At 35.7% G+C, this 18,010-nt stretch carries 24 protein-coding genes, 1 tRNA gene and 3 pseudogenes; 21 read left to right on the top strand and 7 right to left on the bottom strand.

Translation table 11 applies throughout. From position 1 onward, the window contains the following. Positions 1–143 precede the first annotated feature (143 nt). The 4 genes and pseudogenes from MHB44_RS20615 (at position 144) to MHB44_RS20600 (ending at position 1,608) form a co-directional block, all read left to right on the top strand. Positions 144–219, top strand: a tRNA-Asp gene (locus MHB44_RS20615). A 112-nt stretch (positions 220–331) separates the two neighbouring features. Beyond that, positions 332–556: a transposase zinc-binding domain-containing protein gene (locus MHB44_RS20610; protein WP_341300673.1), complete on the top strand. Its 225-nt coding sequence runs from the start codon at positions 332–334 to the stop codon at positions 554–556. 138 nt (positions 557–694) lie between these two features. After that, positions 695–1,327 (top strand): annotated as a pseudogene (locus MHB44_RS20605) (transposase). Beyond that, positions 1,324–1,608 carry a hypothetical protein gene (locus MHB44_RS20600; RefSeq protein ID WP_341300672.1) on the top strand — a complete coding sequence of 95 codons (285 nt, stop codon included), beginning with the start codon at positions 1,324–1,326 and terminating at the stop codon, positions 1,606–1,608. Before MHB44_RS20605 ends, MHB44_RS20600 begins: the two are co-directional and overlap by 4 nt. Positions 1,609–1,914: 306 nt before the next feature. Here the strand turns inward: MHB44_RS20600 and MHB44_RS20595 are convergent, their stop codons facing one another. Continuing rightward, positions 1,915–2,214, bottom strand: a complete 300-nt coding sequence (locus MHB44_RS20595; protein WP_341300671.1) for an HTH domain-containing protein — start codon at positions 2,212–2,214, stop codon at positions 1,915–1,917. 32 nt (positions 2,215–2,246) lie between these two features. Here MHB44_RS20595 and MHB44_RS20590 point away from each other — a divergent pair. The 3 genes and pseudogenes from MHB44_RS20590 to MHB44_RS20580 form a co-directional block, all read left to right on the top strand. Beyond that, a pseudogene (locus tag MHB44_RS20590) lies at positions 2,247–2,375 on the top strand (ATP-binding protein); the annotation flags it as partial. A 12-nt stretch (positions 2,376–2,387) separates the two neighbouring features. Further along, positions 2,388–2,750 (top strand): hypothetical protein, encoded by a 363-nt coding sequence (locus tag MHB44_RS20585; RefSeq protein ID WP_341300670.1) that lies wholly within the window; start codon positions 2,388–2,390, stop codon positions 2,748–2,750. Between the two features lie 252 nt (positions 2,751–3,002). Beyond that, positions 3,003–3,908: a copper amine oxidase N-terminal domain-containing protein gene (locus MHB44_RS20580; RefSeq protein WP_341300669.1), complete on the top strand. Its 906-nt coding sequence runs from the start codon at positions 3,003–3,005 to the stop codon at positions 3,906–3,908. Positions 3,909–3,959: 51 nt separating this feature from the next. Here the strand turns inward: MHB44_RS20580 and MHB44_RS20575 are convergent, their stop codons facing one another. The 4 genes from MHB44_RS20575 to MHB44_RS20560 form a co-directional block, all read right to left on the bottom strand. Next, entirely contained in the window at positions 3,960–4,694 is a 735-nt protein-coding gene (locus MHB44_RS20575; RefSeq protein WP_341300668.1) for a hypothetical protein, read from the bottom strand. Positions 4,695–4,825: 131 nt separating this feature from the next. Next, entirely contained in the window at positions 4,826–5,032 is a 207-nt protein-coding gene (locus tag MHB44_RS20570) for a hypothetical protein (protein ID WP_341300667.1), read from the bottom strand. Next, entirely contained in the window at positions 5,025–5,348 is a 324-nt protein-coding gene (locus tag MHB44_RS20565) for a sigma factor-like helix-turn-helix DNA-binding protein (RefSeq protein WP_341300666.1), read from the bottom strand. The genes MHB44_RS20570 and MHB44_RS20565 overlap by 8 nt, the downstream gene beginning before the upstream one ends. Before the next feature lie 290 nt (positions 5,349–5,638). Beyond that, positions 5,639–5,803 carry a hypothetical protein gene (locus tag MHB44_RS20560; protein ID WP_341300665.1) on the bottom strand — a complete coding sequence of 55 codons (165 nt, stop codon included), beginning with the start codon at positions 5,801–5,803 and terminating at the stop codon, positions 5,639–5,641. 359 nt (positions 5,804–6,162) lie between these two features. Between MHB44_RS20560 and MHB44_RS20555 the strand changes: the two genes are divergently transcribed. The 4 genes from MHB44_RS20555 to MHB44_RS20540 all read left to right on the top strand — a co-directional run bounded on the left by MHB44_RS20555 (position 6,163) and on the right by MHB44_RS20540 (position 7,623). Further along, positions 6,163–6,345: a hypothetical protein gene (locus MHB44_RS20555; protein ID WP_341300664.1), complete on the top strand. Its 183-nt coding sequence runs from the start codon at positions 6,163–6,165 to the stop codon at positions 6,343–6,345. Positions 6,346–6,488: 143 nt separating this feature from the next. Beyond that, complete coding sequence (locus MHB44_RS20550; protein ID WP_341300663.1) at positions 6,489–7,028, top strand: sigma factor-like helix-turn-helix DNA-binding protein; 540 nt, start codon at positions 6,489–6,491, stop codon at positions 7,026–7,028. Next, positions 7,028–7,243, top strand: coding sequence for a hypothetical protein (locus tag MHB44_RS20545; RefSeq protein WP_341300662.1), 216 nt, complete (start codon positions 7,028–7,030; stop codon positions 7,241–7,243). The genes MHB44_RS20550 and MHB44_RS20545 overlap by 1 nt, the downstream gene beginning before the upstream one ends. Positions 7,244–7,410: 167 nt before the next feature. Further along, entirely contained in the window at positions 7,411–7,623 is a 213-nt protein-coding gene (locus MHB44_RS20540) for a hypothetical protein (protein WP_341300661.1), read from the top strand. A gap of 337 nt (positions 7,624–7,960) precedes the next feature. On the opposite strand, the gene MHB44_RS20535 is transcribed toward MHB44_RS20540, so the two are convergent. After that, a complete protein-coding gene (locus MHB44_RS20535) occupies positions 7,961–8,443 on the bottom strand; it encodes a hypothetical protein (protein WP_341300660.1) in 483 nt (160 codons plus the stop codon). A gap of 83 nt (positions 8,444–8,526) precedes the next feature. Beyond that, positions 8,527–8,910 (bottom strand): annotated as a pseudogene (locus tag MHB44_RS20530) (IS4 family transposase); the annotation flags it as partial. A gap of 121 nt (positions 8,911–9,031) precedes the next feature. Here MHB44_RS20530 and MHB44_RS20525 point away from each other — a divergent pair. From MHB44_RS20525 to tsaD, 10 genes are all read left to right on the top strand, one after another. After that, positions 9,032–10,225 (top strand): FAD/NAD(P)-binding oxidoreductase, encoded by a 1,194-nt coding sequence (locus MHB44_RS20525; RefSeq protein WP_341300659.1) that lies wholly within the window; start codon positions 9,032–9,034, stop codon positions 10,223–10,225. A gap of 14 nt (positions 10,226–10,239) precedes the next feature. Next, complete coding sequence (locus MHB44_RS20520; RefSeq protein WP_341300658.1) at positions 10,240–10,767, top strand: hypothetical protein; 528 nt, start codon at positions 10,240–10,242, stop codon at positions 10,765–10,767. A 19-nt stretch (positions 10,768–10,786) separates the two neighbouring features. Further along, positions 10,787–12,190, top strand: coding sequence for an MBL fold metallo-hydrolase (locus MHB44_RS20515; protein WP_341300657.1), 1,404 nt, complete (start codon positions 10,787–10,789; stop codon positions 12,188–12,190). A gap of 161 nt (positions 12,191–12,351) precedes the next feature. After that, positions 12,352–13,386 carry a histidine kinase gene (locus tag MHB44_RS20510; protein ID WP_341300656.1) on the top strand — a complete coding sequence of 345 codons (1,035 nt, stop codon included), beginning with the start codon at positions 12,352–12,354 and terminating at the stop codon, positions 13,384–13,386. After that, a complete protein-coding gene (locus MHB44_RS20505; protein WP_341300655.1) occupies positions 13,379–14,017 on the top strand; it encodes a response regulator transcription factor in 639 nt (212 codons plus the stop codon). The genes MHB44_RS20510 and MHB44_RS20505 overlap by 8 nt, the downstream gene beginning before the upstream one ends. A 51-nt stretch (positions 14,018–14,068) precedes the next feature. After that, positions 14,069–14,845: a sulfite exporter TauE/SafE family protein gene (locus tag MHB44_RS20500; RefSeq protein ID WP_341303018.1), complete on the top strand. Its 777-nt coding sequence runs from the start codon at positions 14,069–14,071 to the stop codon at positions 14,843–14,845. A gap of 178 nt (positions 14,846–15,023) precedes the next feature. Beyond that, positions 15,024–15,479, top strand: coding sequence for a tRNA (adenosine(37)-N6)-threonylcarbamoyltransferase complex ATPase subunit type 1 TsaE (gene tsaE / locus MHB44_RS20495; protein WP_341300654.1), 456 nt, complete (start codon positions 15,024–15,026; stop codon positions 15,477–15,479). Then, positions 15,476–16,183 carry a tRNA (adenosine(37)-N6)-threonylcarbamoyltransferase complex dimerization subunit type 1 TsaB gene (tsaB, locus tag MHB44_RS20490; protein ID WP_341300653.1) on the top strand — a complete coding sequence of 236 codons (708 nt, stop codon included), beginning with the start codon at positions 15,476–15,478 and terminating at the stop codon, positions 16,181–16,183. The genes tsaE and tsaB overlap by 4 nt, the downstream gene beginning before the upstream one ends. After that, positions 16,176–16,628: a ribosomal protein S18-alanine N-acetyltransferase gene (rimI, locus tag MHB44_RS20485; protein ID WP_341300652.1), complete on the top strand. Its 453-nt coding sequence runs from the start codon at positions 16,176–16,178 to the stop codon at positions 16,626–16,628. The genes tsaB and rimI overlap by 8 nt, the downstream gene beginning before the upstream one ends. Then, positions 16,628–17,644: a tRNA (adenosine(37)-N6)-threonylcarbamoyltransferase complex transferase subunit TsaD gene (gene tsaD / locus MHB44_RS20480; protein ID WP_341303017.1), complete on the top strand. Its 1,017-nt coding sequence runs from the start codon at positions 16,628–16,630 to the stop codon at positions 17,642–17,644. The genes rimI and tsaD overlap by 1 nt, the downstream gene beginning before the upstream one ends. The last annotated feature ends 366 nt before the right edge of the window (positions 17,645–18,010 follow it).

Below are 18,010 nucleotides of genomic sequence, written 5' to 3'. Positions count from 1 at the left end.
AATTATTCAAATGAAAATCATTTATTTAAAGATTAGCTAACTTACTTAGTGCAGCTCACATAAAAAATTGATAAAATTATTTTTTTAAAAAATCTTATTGCTTCTCTTCCTTTTCTATGGTATATTTATGAATGTCTTTAAGAGGTCCCGTGGTGTAGCGGTTAACATGCCTGCCTGTCACGCAGGAGATCGCCGGTTCGATCCCGGTCGGGACCGCCATATTAAGTAAGATATTCCTATGATTTATATAATCATAAGGAATTTTTTTAAAAGATAAGAAAGTATAAAATTTTCCACAACCACAGTCCCCAGATTGTGGTATTTTGAATTTATGGGACAAAATATACTAAAACGAATCTTCTTCGATAAACATCAAAACTGGGATCGATTTAAAGCGAAATTCGGAACAAGGGTACGACCAATTGTGATAAAGGAAGTGAAGAAATTTAGAGGGTGTAGCAATCCTGAAAATGGATTCAAATTATTTGTTTGTGAAGGTTGCCATGATATGCGACGTGTACCTTACCGTTGTAAAGGTCGATTTTGTACAACTTGATCTGTAGGAGAAAGTGAAGAATGGAGCCGTCTATTAGCGGAGGACGTACTTCAAGTCAATCATCGTCATGTGATTTTTACAATTGATGAGGAGCTACGAGATGTTTTTCTACTTCATCGTCATTTATTGAAAGATTTTATGGATGAAGGTGCCCGGTTAGTAATTGAATTTTTCCAAAAGAAAGCGAAGGTTACACCAGGAATAATTGTAGGATTACACACATTTGGGTCAACAGTGAATTTTAATCCTCCTATACATATGCTTGTGACAATGGGAGGGATAACGAAAAAAGGAGAATGGAAAGGATATGACTTTTTACCGTTTGAGATGTTAAGAAAACAATGGCAAACAATCGTATTGAAATTGATTCGACGAGGTGTGACGAAACAGGAAAAGAAACGAATTCAACCTAAATTACAAAAGGCTTTTTCGAAAAATGGAAAAGGCTTCTATGTGCATGCCCCAAAACAGAAGGGAAACGTAAAAGAACAATTACGCTACATTGGTCGTTATATTCGTCGACCTGCGATTGGGCTCAATCGGATCGAGGCATAGGATGGTCAATTTGTGACATTTAAATATGTCGATAAAACAGATGGCGTAGAAAAAATCGAAAGTGTCACAGTAGAAGAATTTATTGCTCGATTAATTCGACATATTCCAGATGAGCAATTTAAAACAATTCGCCATTATGGTATGTATAGTCGACGTATTAAAAATCTATGTAAAAACGTATTAGCAGCATGGCAGGAAACTGGATTCTATCTGTGAAGAAAACGCTACGTCGTAAGACGTGGAGAGAACGAATTATTGCAAGTGGTAAAAGTGATCCGCTGATTTGTCCACATTGCGAAACGTATTATGAATATAAGGGGGAAGTCTGTAAAGAAAATGGTACACTGACCATAAAGGTTGCTTTATGTAAACCTACAAAAGCATATTTAGAAAGGATGATTCATTATTTCTCCAGTCAGCAAACCACGCAAGAAGAAAAAGAAATCGACTCCATTCAAACAAAAGGCACCCATCAAGTATGTGTGCTTGCTTTGTGATGCTTATGAAAATATTCCACACAAGATTGTGCGAGAATTTGATGAAATGGATAGGGGGGATACAAGTGTACCACCAACGTTTTCATGGGAAGCATGTGGAGGACAAATGTATCCGGAATACTACAAAGGCGTACACGAGACATTGAGTACAGACTTGCGGATATCCGATAAACTAAAAAGGACCGGGCACTCTAAAGTGGTACCCAAGTCAAGGACAAACTAAAAAAAGGGATTAAGCTGCTAAGAGGTGGTTTCTGTATTGGACAGGAACCATCTTTTAGCATCTCCACTTGGCCCTCTAATAGTTCAACGAGAGGATGTTTGTTCAATACGCTTCATGCCAAGCATCTCTACCTCAAAGCCATATTCTTCAAAAATTTGTCTTGGTGTTTTCCCTGCTACATATTCATCAATAAATTGACTCTTAAATGCATCTGCATAAGTAATGGTACGTTCACTTACCTTTAGCACATTTGGATTCTTTTGGAGTTGTTCCATTTGTTTTGATGAAAATAATCGTTTACTCCTAGTTGTTTCTTCCCCATCCTTTTTCTTTTGAAAGTCCAGTCTATAAAAAATACCTATGAATCGCACACTCTTTTTCAAGTGTCCTATCCACAGGTACCATATTATTAAGTCAGTGGAACCGAATTTTCTCGGATTCACGTTTAACGGTAGCTCTGGTGGATCGTTTGATTCACCACGCCCATATTATTTCGTACACGGGCCAGAGCTTCCGTTTAACCAATGCATTGTTGAGAAAATAAGGGAAATACTGGGTGGTAACACTCTGCATTTTTCGTTGCAATTCTCTGCACTTTTCTCTTGCAAAATACACCAGTAAAAAAACATTAAAAGAGCTTAAAAAACTTTTAAATATACGTGATATAACTATACGAGAAATATTTAATTCATTAGGATATTTTTATAATAAATCACAGCATGAATGGCAACATGACGCCAAATATCCCGATACGGATATGATATTTAATGAAGTGTTGGTACAGTTAAAAGCAGCAGCATCTAAAAAAACTCCTGAAGTGAATAGTAAACTAATAGGAGTTAATAAAGGTCTAATAGAAGCTAAAACGGTAATCGAAAAGGAGATCAGCAACTCAAAGAAAATCGCCTGCAGCAATTAGAAGCAGTACTAGCAACCCAAGGAATTTATCTTGGTGTGGAAGTACATAAAGTACTAGAAAAATTAATTTATGATCTTACATACAACGACATTATTAAAGTAAGCCGAGAGCATTTAAATAACAAATTATAGGTTCGTTGTATAAATCTTGTATACATTTAAATGAAAAGTCTGTTGTTAAATGTTATAATTACAGTGAGCTTTCTACTTATTACCTTATTTGTACATGAATAAAAGATAGGGGAGATACAAAATGAAGAAATTTATATCTGGATTAATACTGGCGTTAAGTTTAGGGTTATTCAATTATTCATATGCAAGCGCAGAACCGCTATCAGAAGAGAATGCTAGACCAATAGAAGTTGTTGCTAATGGTAAATTTATAAAGATGGATATTTATCCTCTGATGGATAATAATCGTCTATTTGTCCCTATCCGAGCGCTTGCATCGCTTGGTCTCTCCTATAGTTTTAACCCTGCGACTAGAGTGGCCACAGTTAAAAATGAAGAGGGAGATTATTTAAAAATAAGTGCAAATAGCAAAACGGCCTACAAAAATGGGGAAGCTATACAAATGGATATACCTGCTCAAAATAGCAATGGCCGTATTCTTGTTCCTATACGCTTTGTCTCTGAATCTTTGGGGTACAATGTTCAATTTGAATCTATTCGCAGATTTGTTTTTGTTAACTCAAAGGACTATTCGTTTGATTCGAAATTACTATATCAGGATGATCTTCAAGCAGCACGTAAAGCTGCTATCGCATTACCAATCAATGTGGATTTCAAAACACTTGATATATCAGATGGTTATCGTGCACACTGTTATTCCTTTCCTATTGGTCGAGCAGACACGTACTATTTAGAGGATGGCATGTTTACATTCGTGCAAATCAAAGACGGTAAAGCAATTGCCATTGGACAGTTATATCGGGCAGAAAGAGGGCCATCTCTAGCAGCAGGGAATGTTTCATCTGAAATGAGCTTAGATAGAGATCCAGTCATGGAACCTTATAAACACGGTAATGTAATCTTTTTTCAAAACATTGATGGGATGGCTACAACGGCTTACCTAGATGATAAAAAGGAACGGGTAACTATTAAAACAAGGATGAATATATATTCTGATATCATACAGAAACTTCCCAATAACAGATAAAGTGGTTGATCTAAATTTAAAATAGGCAGGGAATAAACCCTGCCTATCTACTTAAGCATTAATACCAACTTTCTTTAATGAAGCAGTCAGATTACCGTTTGAGGTCACATAAGTAAATCGTTGTGGCGTGGTTTGATGAGTATAACCTGTTGGCCAGAAAACTTCATTTACTTTACCCGTTGGATTAAATAGTGTCCAAGCGCCTCCTCGTGTGGTCTGATATGCAATATTCTTCATTACAATTTGGTTAGTAAATGTCCCCCATGCGGTAAGGGGATCACCTGGGATATTACTGACCGAATTATAATTTTGATCACATGCTCCAATTACAACACGAGCGTTAGTAATACCATCACTAGCAGTTAAAGAACCATCAGTAAATGTTTTCTTCACACTATAATTTACAATGAAATCCAACCCGCCGTTAGCATTAATAGATAATTCAATTGGTACATCTGAACCTGGCGTCAAATCATATGTTGGAGCCGCACCCGATTGTTGATTTGGTGCTGCATACATCCAATGCCATAATCCGTCTCCAGATGAGCCTAACTCTCCCCAAAAATCTGCATGACCGACAGCTTGAGAAAGACCACATTCGTAGTGGAATACATTATTATTTTTGCTACGATCTAGTGAGAGATAAGCGTCGAGAAATCCATTTCCTCGATTTTTTACCTTGTAAGCGATCCACGTCTTACTGGGAATTGTAACGACAGCCCTAAGACCATAAATTTTCCCCGGAATGTAAGAAGTGAGAAGTTTTGCGTATTCTACTGTACTCATATTGTCATAACCTCCATTATTTATATTGAGCTAATCTCTCTTCTAACTGTGCACCGTTATTTGATTGACTGCTTACATAATAAAGGGGAGTAAGTCATAAAAAAAACAACCCTTTCTTTGAACTTTAGTATTTAATATAATTTTTTCTCTTTTTCCATTAGTTCAAAAAAGGATGGTAACTGCTGAAAATCTTTTTCTTTAATCGTTGTTAGCACCATTAGAATGAGTTCTTGCTCTAAGTCCTCTTGATTTTGCGCATCAGTTTGCCTCAAAACAGATTTAATTTTAGGTTTCAACATTTCAATTACTTCTTCTTCGAATCTTTGAACATCACTCAATAACATCACCTTCTAAAATGTACTCCTGATGGATTTTCTTCAATGCTTCATTCTTATTTTTATTAATAGCTTGTTTCGTAACACCCAGCTGTATAGCCACTGTATCTTCAGTTAAATCTTTAACGTAAATTAAATATAAAATTTCTTTCTGTTTTAAGCTCAAATTAGAAACAATCTTATAAAGTGCTTTATTTTCCAAGAGAAATTCTATTTGCTTAGAATTGATAGACATAACATTCTCAAAATAGTTGTCATTTCTGTTGTCTCTAATCAAATTAAGAGGGCTTTTATTACTATCATTAAATTCTTTATCCAAGATCAATAGATTCTTATTAGAAATTTTTCTGATTTTCTTATCAAATCTCTGTGATTCGAAACGGAGGATTTTAGAAAAATAACTAAGTATTTGAATTTTTTTATATGAATTTTGAAGTGTTTTTCGATAAGTTCTTTTTTCTCAGATGTCGAATTTTCTAAGTAACTGCAATAAAGTTTCCTTATTTTCTTATCTTATAAAAATGTTTCCAATAAACGATTTTGCATCCAAAATCCCCCTGCTATAACAGGAACTTATGTTCTATTTTAGCAAAAAAATAATTTTTTTCCTCATTTTTCTTTATTTTCTTTTTGTAGTAATAACTGAACAGCACTTGTATTGTTATTTACTGCTTCTGCTAATAAACCAAGTGATTTATCAAATTTCCAAAAAATAAGTAGAAACGCTACAATCGGAAAACCTACTGTTGAAATCGCTTGAATTGTTTCCTGCATCTTAACACCTCGATTCTGATTTTCTTTAATAAAGGGAGATTTATAGAAAAATAACAACTTTAAAGGTTAATTATCCAAAAGAAAATAGATAAATTTCTTATCTTTTGAGGATAGTTTTATGCAAGGTTTTATACTAGTCACTTAACCCTAAAAAAGTTGTTACAACAACGATGTATAAAATCCTTTATACACAATAAATGGTTATTGAATCAAAAGGGCAGTAATGACAACGGATAAACTCTTGTCGTTACTACCTTTTTCTAATATTATGTAAACCTAAAATGTATGAAATATTTTTTTGGAAAGTGGTTGTTAAATTGAATCCAAATTTCTCTTTATTAAAGAAAGGAGGGATTCGATTGGGGGAATATGAATTCTTAATTGGTTTAATTAGCAATACAGGATTTCCGATTGTCGCTTTTTTACTGATTTTTTGGAAGTTCGATAAATCACTGGGATTGCTTGCAGAAGCTGTGAATAATAACACGAATGCAGTTCAATTACTATTACAAAAAGAAAGCCAAGGAAATAAAAATATGTAATTAATTGTTACAATAATAAATGATATTTTTTCTATTTTTCTGATATTAATTTTGTAAAATGAACATAATTATGGATGTGAATTCTCTTTTTTTTGCCCTAAAATAGAATATATGTTTCTATTTTTTGTATAGGAGTTGATTTTTTGATTCAAAATCATCTATTAAAATCTTTCTTAGAAGATGAAAAAGTAAGCAAACTTTATAAAAGTTATTTAGAGAATCCTGCCACACATACGAGAGAAACTATCGAAAAACTATTCAAAATCCATGTTCGAAAAATTCAATTACTTAGTTATTTTTCTCGTGTTTTGTATTTCGAATCTCAAAGATATGACAAACAAATTCGTCATAATAATAAAATTAATCAATTAATTTTAGATAACGACCTTAATAATGGAGAGAATAAATTTATTGATTTAATTCCGGATGAAAGTATTCATGATGATGAACATTCAACTGACTTCGCTCATTTGGAAGTAATTTTTGAGGACAAGCAGTTGTATAATATTGTTTCGAAATTAAGCCCAAAAAAGAAACATATATTGCATTCTCTTTTTATAGAAAATCTAACGGAAGAAGAAGTTTCAAAAAAATTAGGTATTTCAAAACAAGCCGTCAACAAAGCTAAAAATCAAGCTCTTCAAAAAATTAGGCAAGAATATAAAAAATTTGAGGTGATGTAATGCCAATGAATGAATTAAGAAATGCGGCATTCCAACAAGAGATTTTAGATATGTTGCAACCGAAAATCAAATCCGTTTTATATCAAACCAGTTTTCAAAATAGATTGGATTTGGAGCAAGAAATTTTGTTAATGATCATTAGGGCTGTTCAAACAAAGCAGTTCAGAAAAGCGCCTTCATTCTTCGAACTTATGGAAAGCGAAAAATTAAGATGATTTTTTTATAGCTTTTTTTAAAGGTTGTTAAAATCGTTTTAAATTCCCCCTTTATTTAGTGTAAGACAAAAAACAAAACATGGAGGAATTTAAAATGGCAAAAATCACAGCTTCAAGAGAGTATATGGGAAGCATTACACTGAGTTTATGCAGAAGTTGAAAAAGTAATGACAGCTCAACAAGTTATTTATGAAAAAGGACTTGTAAAGTTAGAAACTAATTCGTTGATTACAGCTTTAGGCCCAGTCGCAACTGTTTTAGGATTAGCATTTGTCACAAGTACGCCAGTTGGTATGGCAGTAGGTGTTACAGGCGTTATTTCTGGTTTAGTAGGTAACGCTAAAGCTCAATTAGATTCTATGGTGAAAAACGGAAATTAGGAAAAACACGAGATTTCCTTAAAAACAACCCTAAGTATATTCATGTTGAACTGAAACTTCCGTTCATCGAGTATACACTTGATGCTAAAGATAGAATTCGTTTCATTACGGGTAAAGGAGTACTTGTCCGAGTGAAAACTAGCGCTGGTTGAATCCCATTCGAATAATAAAAAAGAGGCTGGGACATAACTAACTGAGATCTTCATAAAGACGAACAATCTCTAAATTAATAAAACATGATAACTAGAAAAACCGAACTATTGAGAAAAACTTCAGGAGAATTTCAGTGGATAGTTCGGTTTTTGTTGGCTGAAACACTTTTGTCCCAGCCTCTTTTTTACTCAAACAATTTTTCTGTCTTATCAAAAACTGAACCATTTTCTGCTTTAAAATATTTTGAATTATTCTTACTTCCTTTATAGCTATAGGCATCGACAAGGAGATTCTTATCCATTCTTACCCCTAACGCTGCTACATTGTTCTCTCTGAAAGTCGTAATCCAAAATGACTCTTTAATTGTTTTATCACTTACCTTTGTTTGCTTCAATTCTGTGTTTAAAAGGGTATCTAAAAATTCTTCCGCCTGTTTTCCCTTCAGAATAATTTCTTTGTTGTCTGAACTTCTAATAATATTAATTCTGCTTACATTCGAAACATCAACATCATCTACAAAAATATCTTTCAATTTTATAATCTCATTCCTGTTAAAAAGGATAAGAACTGCAATAGCCACAACAACAATTAAAGAAAGGTCAAAAACCCAAACTTTATTTTTTACCTTAAAACCTCCTGAAGTATTCAAAATTTTCATAACTAACATTATTTTACCATTTCAACTTTTCCAAAGAAAATTTAAAGAAATTTATATAGTTGAAAAAGTAATAGTATTATTAGTTAACTAACTCAAACTTCGCAGACTGAAATAGATAAATAAGCCTTGATATAGTTAGGCAAACCATCAATCCATTGCTGAAGTTGACTTTTAATTAATTTTTGAATAGTTTTATTTGACTTTTTTAGGGTATCTTCAAGAAGCTCGATTAATTGATGTAAAGCCACAGCCCAATCAAGTTCGTTTACTTCATCGCATAGTTCATAGAAGATGCCACCTAATGTCCTTTGATCGGTATCGCATCGGTTCTGCCACGATAAGACGATGTATCTGGAAAATACGATGGTTGTGTGGCTAATGAGTAAATCATATGACATTCCTTGAAATTCTTTTTGAAGACGTAATAGTGATTTAGTTGTCTTAAAAAACACCTCAATATCCTATCGCATTCCATATTAGATTTAATAGTTAAAAAATTCGGATAATTTTAGGGGGAATCCCCTATATTTTTGACAACATAAATTCATTAAGATGATGATATAAGGTTCTTGAACTTAAAGGGAGGAAGGTAACACGATGAGAAATTTTTTCAAAGTTGTTATTGTTGGCGGAGGTACAGCAGGTATATCGGTGGCAGCCCGTCTTCTTAGAAAATCCAAAGGTTTAGAGAATGAGATTGTTATTATTGATCCAGCAACAAAACATTATTATCAGCCTCTTTGGACATTAGTAGGTGGAGGTGCTTCTAAAAAAGAAGACTCAGAAAGAGATATGGCTTCTCTTATTCCTGAAGGGGCGATTTGGTTACAAAATGCTGTGAAATATTTTCATCCGGAGCAAAGTCAAATTGTTTTAGATGATGATGTTACATTGAATTATGAGTTTTTAGTTGTGGCAAGTGGTATTGAAATAAATTGGTCAGCCATTAAGGGATTAAAAGAAGCATTAGGAACAAGAAGTGTATGTAGTAACTACTCATTCGAGCATGTAGATTACACATGGGAAACGATTCGTAACTTTAAAGGTGGTACAGCCCTGTTTACGCATCCAAATTCCCCAGTTAAATGTGGTGGGGCTCCACAAAAGATTATGTATCTAGCTGAGGATTACTTCAGAAAAATGGGTATCCGTAAAAATATTGATATTATCTTTGGTTCGGCTAATCCAGCGATTTTTGATGTTGTAAAATATCGAACAGCATTAGAAGAAGTAATCGAAAAAAAGCAAATCGATGCCCGCTTTCGTAGTAATTTAATCGAAATTAAGGCAGATCACAAAATAGCTGTTTTCGAAAATTTAGATACGGGCGAAATCAGTGAAATAAAATATGACATGATTCATGTTGCACCATATATGGGTGCACCGGCATTTATTGCACAAAGTGCGCTGGCAGACAGCAATGGTTGGGTAGACGTGGATATGTATACATTGCAACATAAAAAATATGTGAATGTTTTTGGACTTGGTGATAATGCTAACTTACCGACCTCTAAAACAGGAGCCGCTATACGCAAACAAGCCCCCGTGGTAGCCGAAAATATCTTAGCGATTATGCGCCGACAAACGGTGCAGAGTAAATACGATGGTTATTCATCTTGTCCGATTGTAACGGGCTATAATAAATTGATTTTAGCAGAATTTGATTATACGAAAGAGCCTGTAGAATCAATGCCGTTTAATCAAGCTGTGGAAAGAACAAGTATGTATATGATGAAAAAAGACTTACTGCCCATTATGTACTGGGATGGCATGTTAAAAGGCACGATGTAGAGGAGTGTTTATGAATGGAAACAATGGAAACAAATCCGATACAAATGCAGTTGCAACAACCTGAAACACAACAGGCTATTGCGGCTTTATTAGCCAATCTACCTACTTACCAGAAAAACTTAGAAACATTAGGAAATGTTATTGAGTTTGGACAGGCTGTTTTAACCGATCAGCAGGCAATTCAACAATATGATGAACTGGTGAGAAGCTACAATATAGATTTCGAAACTTTAGAGACTCTTATTAAATTACTAGAAAAATTACCAAAGCTTGTTCAGCTGCTAGAGCAACTAGAGGATATAACCGATTTTATATTGGCTGTTCTAAAAGATGAGCACACATTAGAGGTGGCGACAAATAGCTTGAAGGCGTATGCAGAACCTGTATTGTCGAAAGTATCCTTGCTGAAGGAAATTCAAGCGCAGGCTGAAGCCCAAAAAGAGCCTGTTAAACTATTTACAATTATAAATTGGTTGAAAGACCCATCTGTACAGCAAATGTTGAAATACATACAAGCGACATTGCTTGTATTAAAAAAATAATAGTGAGGGAGAGAAAAACATGTTATTACGATATTTTTATGATGAGAAATTAGCCCATGCTTCTTATATGGTAGGATGTCAACAAAAAGGGGAAGCCTTTATTGTTGATCCAATGCGTAATATTCAGCCTTATATTGATGTGGCAAAAAAGGAAAATATGAATATTACAGGTGCATTAGAAACACATATTCATGCTGATTTTGTGACAGGCTCCCGGGAATTGGCAGATCGCTTTGGAGCAACGATGTATATATCAGATGAAGGCGATGAAAATTGGAAGTATCAAAATTTGGACGGAATATCTCATCAGCTTTTAAAAGATGGTGATAAATTTGAATTAGGACGATTAACGTTTGAAGTTATGTATACACCAGGACATACACCTGAATCTATCTCATTTTTATTAACGGATGGAGCTGCAGCAGATAAGCCAATCGGTATTTTTACAGGAGATTTCGTATTTGCTGGGGATATTGGACGTCCAGATTTATTGGAAAAAGCCGCGGGGATGGTAGGAACTGCCGATGCTGGGGCAAAGGTAATGTATCAGTCTATCGAGCGTTTCAAGCAGTTACCTGATTATTTACAAGTATGGCCAGCTCATGGTGCAGGTAGTGCATGTGGAAAGGCTTTAGGTGCTGTACCGTCGACAACAGTTGGCTATGAAAAACAATTTAACTGGGCAATGCAATTTGACCAAGAGGCTCCATTTATAAAAGCATTATTAGATGGTCAACCAGAACCACCCTATTATTTTGCAGTGATGAAACGGGTGAATAAAATTGGTATTGAGCTCATTAAAAATTTACCACAAGTAATTCAAATTACACAGCTAGAGGATATAAATAATTTGATTGCTGATGGGAAGCTAGTAGTTGATACACGAAGCACAGCAAGCTTTTCACAAGGATTTATCAAGGGAACCATCAATGTTCCTTACAATACAGCCTTTACAAATTGGATGGGATGGATTGTCGATTACGAGCAGCCTCTCTATTTATTAGGAGATCCTCAGCAATTAGATGATATGTTAGTGGCGTTGCGTTCAATTGGTATTGATAATGTTGTGGGCTATGCAGATATATCACAAGTATTAGAGCAAGCGAATGAACTAGAAACATATGAAAATGTGACACCTCAAGAAGCGAAAGAGATGCTGGAAAATGAGGATATAGCAATAATAGATGTTCGAAATCTAACAGAATATAATGAAGGGCATATTGAGGGTGCTGTTCATATTATGCTTGGTACATTAAAAAATCGTTTAGATGAGATACCAAGCAAAAAGCTAGTTGTGCAATGCCAAGCAGGTGGACGTTCTGCGATAGCAGCAAGTATTTTAAAGGCGAATGGCTTTGATGAGCTAGTGAATTTAGCAGGTGGCTATGGTCAATGGGTGAAAGAAATAGCAGTAGAAGTGTAGGATTACCATTTAACAGGGCTTCCATCTATAGAGGTGGAAGCTAGTTTATTTCACTGTATATACCTGGGGCTAATCTATTCAAAACTATTTTCTTCGTTTTTTCTACGTTATGATCTAAATAACATAATTTTAAATGTATGTGCTCGAAGGGAGGGAAATCTATGCAATCAAATAGCGAGAACGAATATTTAAAGCAAATATATCACCATATGAAAGATGGCATTATCATTATGAAGGAAAACCGTGAAATTATTATGATTAATCCAGCTGGTCAAAATCTAACAGGCTGGCATAAGGGAGGCTTTGTACCATATTGCTCCTATTGTACAGAGCAAGCAGGAACACATCATAAGCCTAGCTGCTACCTCATTGCTAATAAGGATGTTTTAGGGCTACTCTCCAAAATGCCAACATATCAGGGAAATAAAATCGATGTTGAGATGAGTGTTGCGGCTATTTATGTAAATAAGGAAACAAGCCAAACGGAATATATGCTTGTGCTACGAGATCATGAAACACATAAACAAGTAAGAGAGGCCGCTATCAATAAAAAAATGATTCGAGCATTGATTGAAGCAAAAGAGGAAGAGCATAAACGCCTTGCCCAAGAGCTGCACGATGGAGTAGGGCAGTCATTATTTTCGGTATCGTTAGCATTGCAGGCAATTGAATCCTTTGTACAGCAAAATGACAAATTAATTGATTATATTGATGAGGTGCGTGAGGAATTACAAAAGGTAATGAATGACGTAAAAAACTATGCATATCAGCTTCGCCCACAAAGTTTAGATCAACTAGGATTAGAGCCAACAATTCGATACTTAATCGATTTAATACAAAGAAAAGTGCCTAATTTAGAAATACAGATGAAAACGCAGGGGTTAGGCCGATGTGATCCAGCAGTAGAAATCAATTTATATAGAATCATACAAGAGGCTTTACATAATATTACAAAATATGCACAAGCGACACTGGTTGTCATTGATCTTATCAAAGATAATACACATGTTTATATGACTATTAAAGACAATGGCATAGGTTTTGATAGAAATAGTATTCAAAGTGAAGGCTTGGGGTTAAAGCATATAGAGGAACGTGTAGATCAATTAGGTGGTACATGTAAAATAATATCTAATTTAGCAAGAGGAACAACGATAGAAATTGTTATTCCTCGCTGGAGGCCAAAAAATGATTAAGGTATTACTAGTAGATGATCATATCCTCATTCGAAAAGGCATTGCATTATTAGTAGAAAATCAACCAAAAATAGTCGTTGTTGGAGAAGCAAGTGATGGAGAAGAAGCAATGCAACTAGCCTATCAACTACAGCCACAGGTTATTCTTATGGATATTTCGATTCCAAATGGTATGGATGGATTTACTGTAACCAAGGAGCTGAAAAAAGGCTTACCTGATGTAAAAATAGTGATGCTAACCATGCATAATGAAATTGCCTATATACAAAAAGCGAGGGAAGTAGGAGCAGATGGCTATATTCTAAAAAATAGTAAAGGCGGAGAAATTATTGAAGCGATTAATAGTGTGTTTTTAGGGAAACTGTACTATGAGGTAGGCTTACCAAGAGAGCAGATGGAGAAGTTATTTAAAAAGAAGGGTAAAAAAAATATAGATATTTTATCAACGAGGGAACAGGATATTTTACGTTTAACTGTCTTAGGTTATTCAAATATTGAAATTGGTCATAAACTCTTTATTAGTATTAAAACGGTTGAAAATCATAAATCAAATATTATGCAAAAATTAAATATAAAGACAAAAGCGGAATTAGTACAATATGCGATTACGAATAAGTATATTTCTTCGTGATTACTATCATTCCCTATAATCGTGAAAAGTAATTGAAAGAAGGTGGGCATGATGGATTTTGCCTTCATCATTGTTATTTTTTTGATTGGATTTATTGGGTCGTTTGTATCTGGCATGGTTGGTGTAGGTGGTTCTATTATTAAATATCCTATGCTGCTTTATATTCCACCCTTATTTGGCTTAGCTGCATTTAGTGCGCATGAGGTTTCTGGAATTAGTGCGGTGCAAGTATTTTTTGCCTCGATAGCAGGTGTTTGGGCTTATCGAAAGGGCGGTCTTCTCAATAAAGCATTAATTCTTTATATGGGATCAGCGATCTTAATTGGTAGTTTAATCGGTAGCTTAGGCTCAAGCATGTTATCGGAAAAAAGTGTGAATTTAGTGTATGGCTTATTAGCTTTAATTGCTGCGATTATGATGTTTATCCCTAAAAAGCAGGTGGATGATAAACCGATGGAAGAGGTGACATTTCATAAGCCATTAGCAGCAGGATTAGCATTACTTGTGGGCATCGGCTCGGGTATTGTTGGTGCAGCAGGAGGGTTTTTATTAGTCCCAATCATGCTGACTGTATTGCATATTCCAACACGCATGACGATTGCGACAAGCTTAGCTGTTACTTTTATTTCCTCGATAGGAGGTACGATTGGTAAGATAGCAACAGGTCAAGTGGATTATGGACCTGCAGCGGTGATGATTATTGCCAGTATTATTGCTGCCCCATTAGGAGCAAAAATAAGCAGTAAGCTTAATACGAAGGTGTTACAAATGATTTTAGCTATTTTAATATTAGGGACCGCTATTAAAACATGGATCGATATTTTATAGACGGAGCTAATAACAGCCATATCGACAGTTCTAGCGGCTATATTTTGTGAAACTGTTGATGGAGCTATTTATTAGCTCTATTTTTTTGTCTCCTAACGTTAAAAAATTATTAGATACTTTGAATATTACGGGTTGTTTCGGTAAACTAGACGTAAGGTAGCTAAGAGAGGAATATAAGATGATATACGAAAAAAACATGCATTCACAGGATGATACAGAACAGTTTGCATTAAAGTTGGCAAATTTATTGCAGGCACAAGACACGATTACATTAGAAGGTGATTTAGGTGCTGGCAAGACAACATTTACAAAAGCATTAGCAAAGGGGCTGGGTGTTACAAGAACAGTAAACAGTCCGACATTTACAATTATAAAGCAGTATGAGGGACGTCTACCCTTCAATCATTTAGATGTTTATCGTTTAGCAGAAAGCGATGAGGATTTGGGATGGGATGAGCTATTCTATGGTGATGCAGTGTCAGTGGTAGAGTGGGCTCATTTAATTGAGCCAGATTTGCCACAGGAGCGTTTAGCAATAGAGATTTACCGAATCGGAGAGCATGATGAACGACGCTTTGTATTAATACCCCATGGGAAACGCTATGAGGCACTATGTGAGGAGCTAATAAAATGATTTGGTTAGGAATAGAAACAGCAAATACACCACTTTCTATTGCTGTTGTAAGGGATGGAAAGATGGTTGCCGAGATGGTACAAAATATAAAATTAACACATTCAGCAGGTGCTATGCCTGCAATTGAGGAAGTTTTAACGCGAGTAGGCTTAAAACCAAGCGACCTAGATGCAATTGCAGTATCTGAAGGTCCAGGTTCTTATACAGGCGTCCGTATAGGTGTAACGCTAGCTAAGACGCTAGCATGGACATTGCAAAAGCCTTTAGTGGGTATTTCTAGTTTAAAGGTACTAGCTGCAAATGCTGCGTTGTATAATGGCCTGATTTGTCCTATTTTTGATGCACGTAGAGGTAATGTTTACACAGCTATTTATCAAGGGATGGCACTAGAAGCGATTGTTGAGGATTATCATACACATATCGATGATCTATTAGAGCGTTTAAAGACTTTTGAAGCACCTATTTTATTTGTGGGAATAGATGTTGATATATTTTGGGAGAAAATTGTTACTGTACTTGGTGATACTGCAGTACGTGCGCCATTTAGCTATGATTTACCACACGCGACGGAAGTTATTCGTTTAGCAATGGAGGTAACGCTTCCAAGTGTAGAGGCTACCCATCACTTTGTTCCGCAATATAAGCGCATTGCCGAGGCGGAAGCAAATTGGTTGAAGGAACAAAAGGAGCGGGCATATGAGTAATAATGTAACTTATCGTAAAATGGTTTCTGATGATGTTCCAGCAGTCTATGAAATTGAGCTTGCTTCATTTCCTATGCCGTGGACATTAGATTCCTTTTATTATGAAGTACATGAGAATCCATATGCTCATTATGTATTAGCTGAGGGTGCAGATGGGAGCATTATTGGCTTTTGTGGGATGTGGATGGTCATTGATGCAGCTCAAATTACAAATGTAGCTGTGGTGGAGCAGGCACGTGGTAAAGGTATTGGTGAAAGACTTATGCGGGAGGCAATGCAGATAGCTCGTTTACATGGAATGGAAATGATGTCGTTAGAGGTGCGTGTAACAAATACGGTTGCACAAAATCTTTATCGCAAGCTGCAATTTCAAGATGGTGGCATACGAAAAGGCTATTATACTGATAATGGGGAGGATGCCCTTGTCATGTGGGTAAAGTTATAATGAAAAATACAATGATATTAGCAATAGAATCAAGCTGTGATGAAACTGCAGCAGCCATTATTCGAAATGGCTATGAAATTGTTTCAAATGTTGTGGCTTCACAGATAGAAAGTCATAAGCGATTTGGTGGTGTTGTCCCTGAAATTGCGTCACGTCATCATGTTGAGCAAATAACAATGGTGATTGAGGAGGCTTTAGCACAAGCAGATGTAAAGCCAGCAGATTTAACTGCAGTTGCTGTTACAGAGGGACCAGGGCTTGTAGGTGCATTATTGATTGGTATTAATGCAGCGAAGGCTTTTGCATTTGCGCATAATTTACCAATAGTCGGTGTTCATCATATTGCAGGACATATTTATGCCAATGCACTTGTTCAGCCAATGGCGTTTCCATTATTAGCGCTTGTTGTATCAGGTGGGCATACAGAGCTTGTTTATATGAAGGAGCATGGTTCATTTGAAGTGATCGGTGAGACGCGAGATGATGCAGCAGGTGAAGCCTACGACAAGGTTGCACGTGTTTTAAACTTGCCATATCCAGGTGGGCCACGTATTGATCAGCTAGCTCATGAGGGGGAAGAGGCTGTAACTTTCCCAAGGGTGTGGCTGGAGGAAGATTCGTATGATTTTAGCTTTAGTGGTTTAAAATCAGCGGTGATTAATTATAAGCATAACATGGATCAAAGAGGAGAAGAAATTTCTCCAACTGCTGTTGCTAAAGGTTTTCAGGACAGTGTTGTAGAGGTAGTAACAGCAAAAACATTGCGTGCTGCGCGAGCATATCAGGTAAAACAAGTGATTGCAGCAGGTGGTGTAGCGGCAAATAAAGGCCTGCGTGCATCATTAGAGGCAGTATTTGCAGAGGAAGGTATTCCGTTTTTTGTACCACCGCTTAAATTATGCACGGATAATGCAGCAATGATTGGCGCAGCAGCAACGCCAATGTATGAAGCAGGTGTTCGTGGGAACTTAATGATGAATGGACGTCCAGGTATGGAGCTAAAATCCTGGGTTTAGTGTAGAGAAGAGGTGTCTTTCTAAGGACGCCTCTTTTTGTATGTTAAAAAAATTGTTGATAAATGCAAGAGAGAAGGTGTTTTAATTGACAAATTTTTCAGAAAATTATCCACAGGTATGAGGGTAAATAAAACAGCGAACAGGCGTACTTATACACAAAATGTTGATAACTTGTGTATAACTTGTGATTATTCTATATATAGTAGTAGGTTTTGCAGGAAGAAATGTGGATAAAATAATTTTCAGCTGTGGACAATGTGGAAAACTCTGTTGATATGTTGATATAGCTAGATTTATGATGTGTATAAAATTGTGGGCATTTTTTGTCGAAAAATAGCACTTGACCAATATATATGAAAAATGATG

The sequence above is a fragment of the Lysinibacillus sp. FSL H8-0500 genome (genome assembly GCF_038051955.1).
GTDB classification, from domain to species: domain Bacteria; phylum Bacillota; class Bacilli; order Bacillales_A; family Planococcaceae; genus Lysinibacillus; species Lysinibacillus macroides.
Note: the sequence above shows the minus strand (reverse complement) of the source record. Positions and strands in the feature narration are given on the sequence as shown.

Coding starts and splice junctions, on each gene's coding strand:
- MHB44_RS20610 (WP_341300673.1), top strand. CDS start 332: ATGGGACAAAATATACTAAAACGAATCTTCTTCGATAAACATCAAAAC.
- MHB44_RS20580 (WP_341300669.1), top strand. CDS start 3,003: ATGAAGAAATTTATATCTGGATTAATACTGGCGTTAAGTTTAGGGTTA.
- MHB44_RS20575 (WP_341300668.1), bottom strand. CDS start 4,694: ATGAGTACAGTAGAATACGCAAAACTTCTCACTTCTTACATTCCGGGG.
- MHB44_RS20560 (WP_341300665.1), bottom strand. CDS start 5,803: ATGCAGGAAACAATTCAAGCGATTTCAACAGTAGGTTTTCCGATTGTA.
- MHB44_RS20545 (WP_341300662.1), top strand. CDS start 7,028: ATGCCAATGAATGAATTAAGAAATGCGGCATTCCAACAAGAGATTTTA.
- MHB44_RS20540 (WP_341300661.1), top strand. CDS start 7,411: ATGACAGCTCAACAAGTTATTTATGAAAAAGGACTTGTAAAGTTAGAA.
- MHB44_RS20535 (WP_341300660.1), bottom strand. CDS start 8,443: ATGTTAGTTATGAAAATTTTGAATACTTCAGGAGGTTTTAAGGTAAAA.
- MHB44_RS20525 (WP_341300659.1), top strand. CDS start 9,032: ATGAGAAATTTTTTCAAAGTTGTTATTGTTGGCGGAGGTACAGCAGGT.
- MHB44_RS20520 (WP_341300658.1), top strand. CDS start 10,240: ATGGAAACAATGGAAACAAATCCGATACAAATGCAGTTGCAACAACCT.
- MHB44_RS20515 (WP_341300657.1), top strand. CDS start 10,787: ATGTTATTACGATATTTTTATGATGAGAAATTAGCCCATGCTTCTTAT.
- MHB44_RS20510 (WP_341300656.1), top strand. CDS start 12,352: ATGCAATCAAATAGCGAGAACGAATATTTAAAGCAAATATATCACCAT.
- MHB44_RS20505 (WP_341300655.1), top strand. CDS start 13,379: ATGATTAAGGTATTACTAGTAGATGATCATATCCTCATTCGAAAAGGC.
- MHB44_RS20500 (WP_341303018.1), top strand. CDS start 14,069: ATGGATTTTGCCTTCATCATTGTTATTTTTTTGATTGGATTTATTGGG.
- tsaE (WP_341300654.1), top strand. CDS start 15,024: ATGATATACGAAAAAAACATGCATTCACAGGATGATACAGAACAGTTT.
- tsaB (WP_341300653.1), top strand. CDS start 15,476: ATGATTTGGTTAGGAATAGAAACAGCAAATACACCACTTTCTATTGCT.
- rimI (WP_341300652.1), top strand. CDS start 16,176: ATGAGTAATAATGTAACTTATCGTAAAATGGTTTCTGATGATGTTCCA.
- tsaD (WP_341303017.1), top strand. CDS start 16,628: ATGAAAAATACAATGATATTAGCAATAGAATCAAGCTGTGATGAAACT.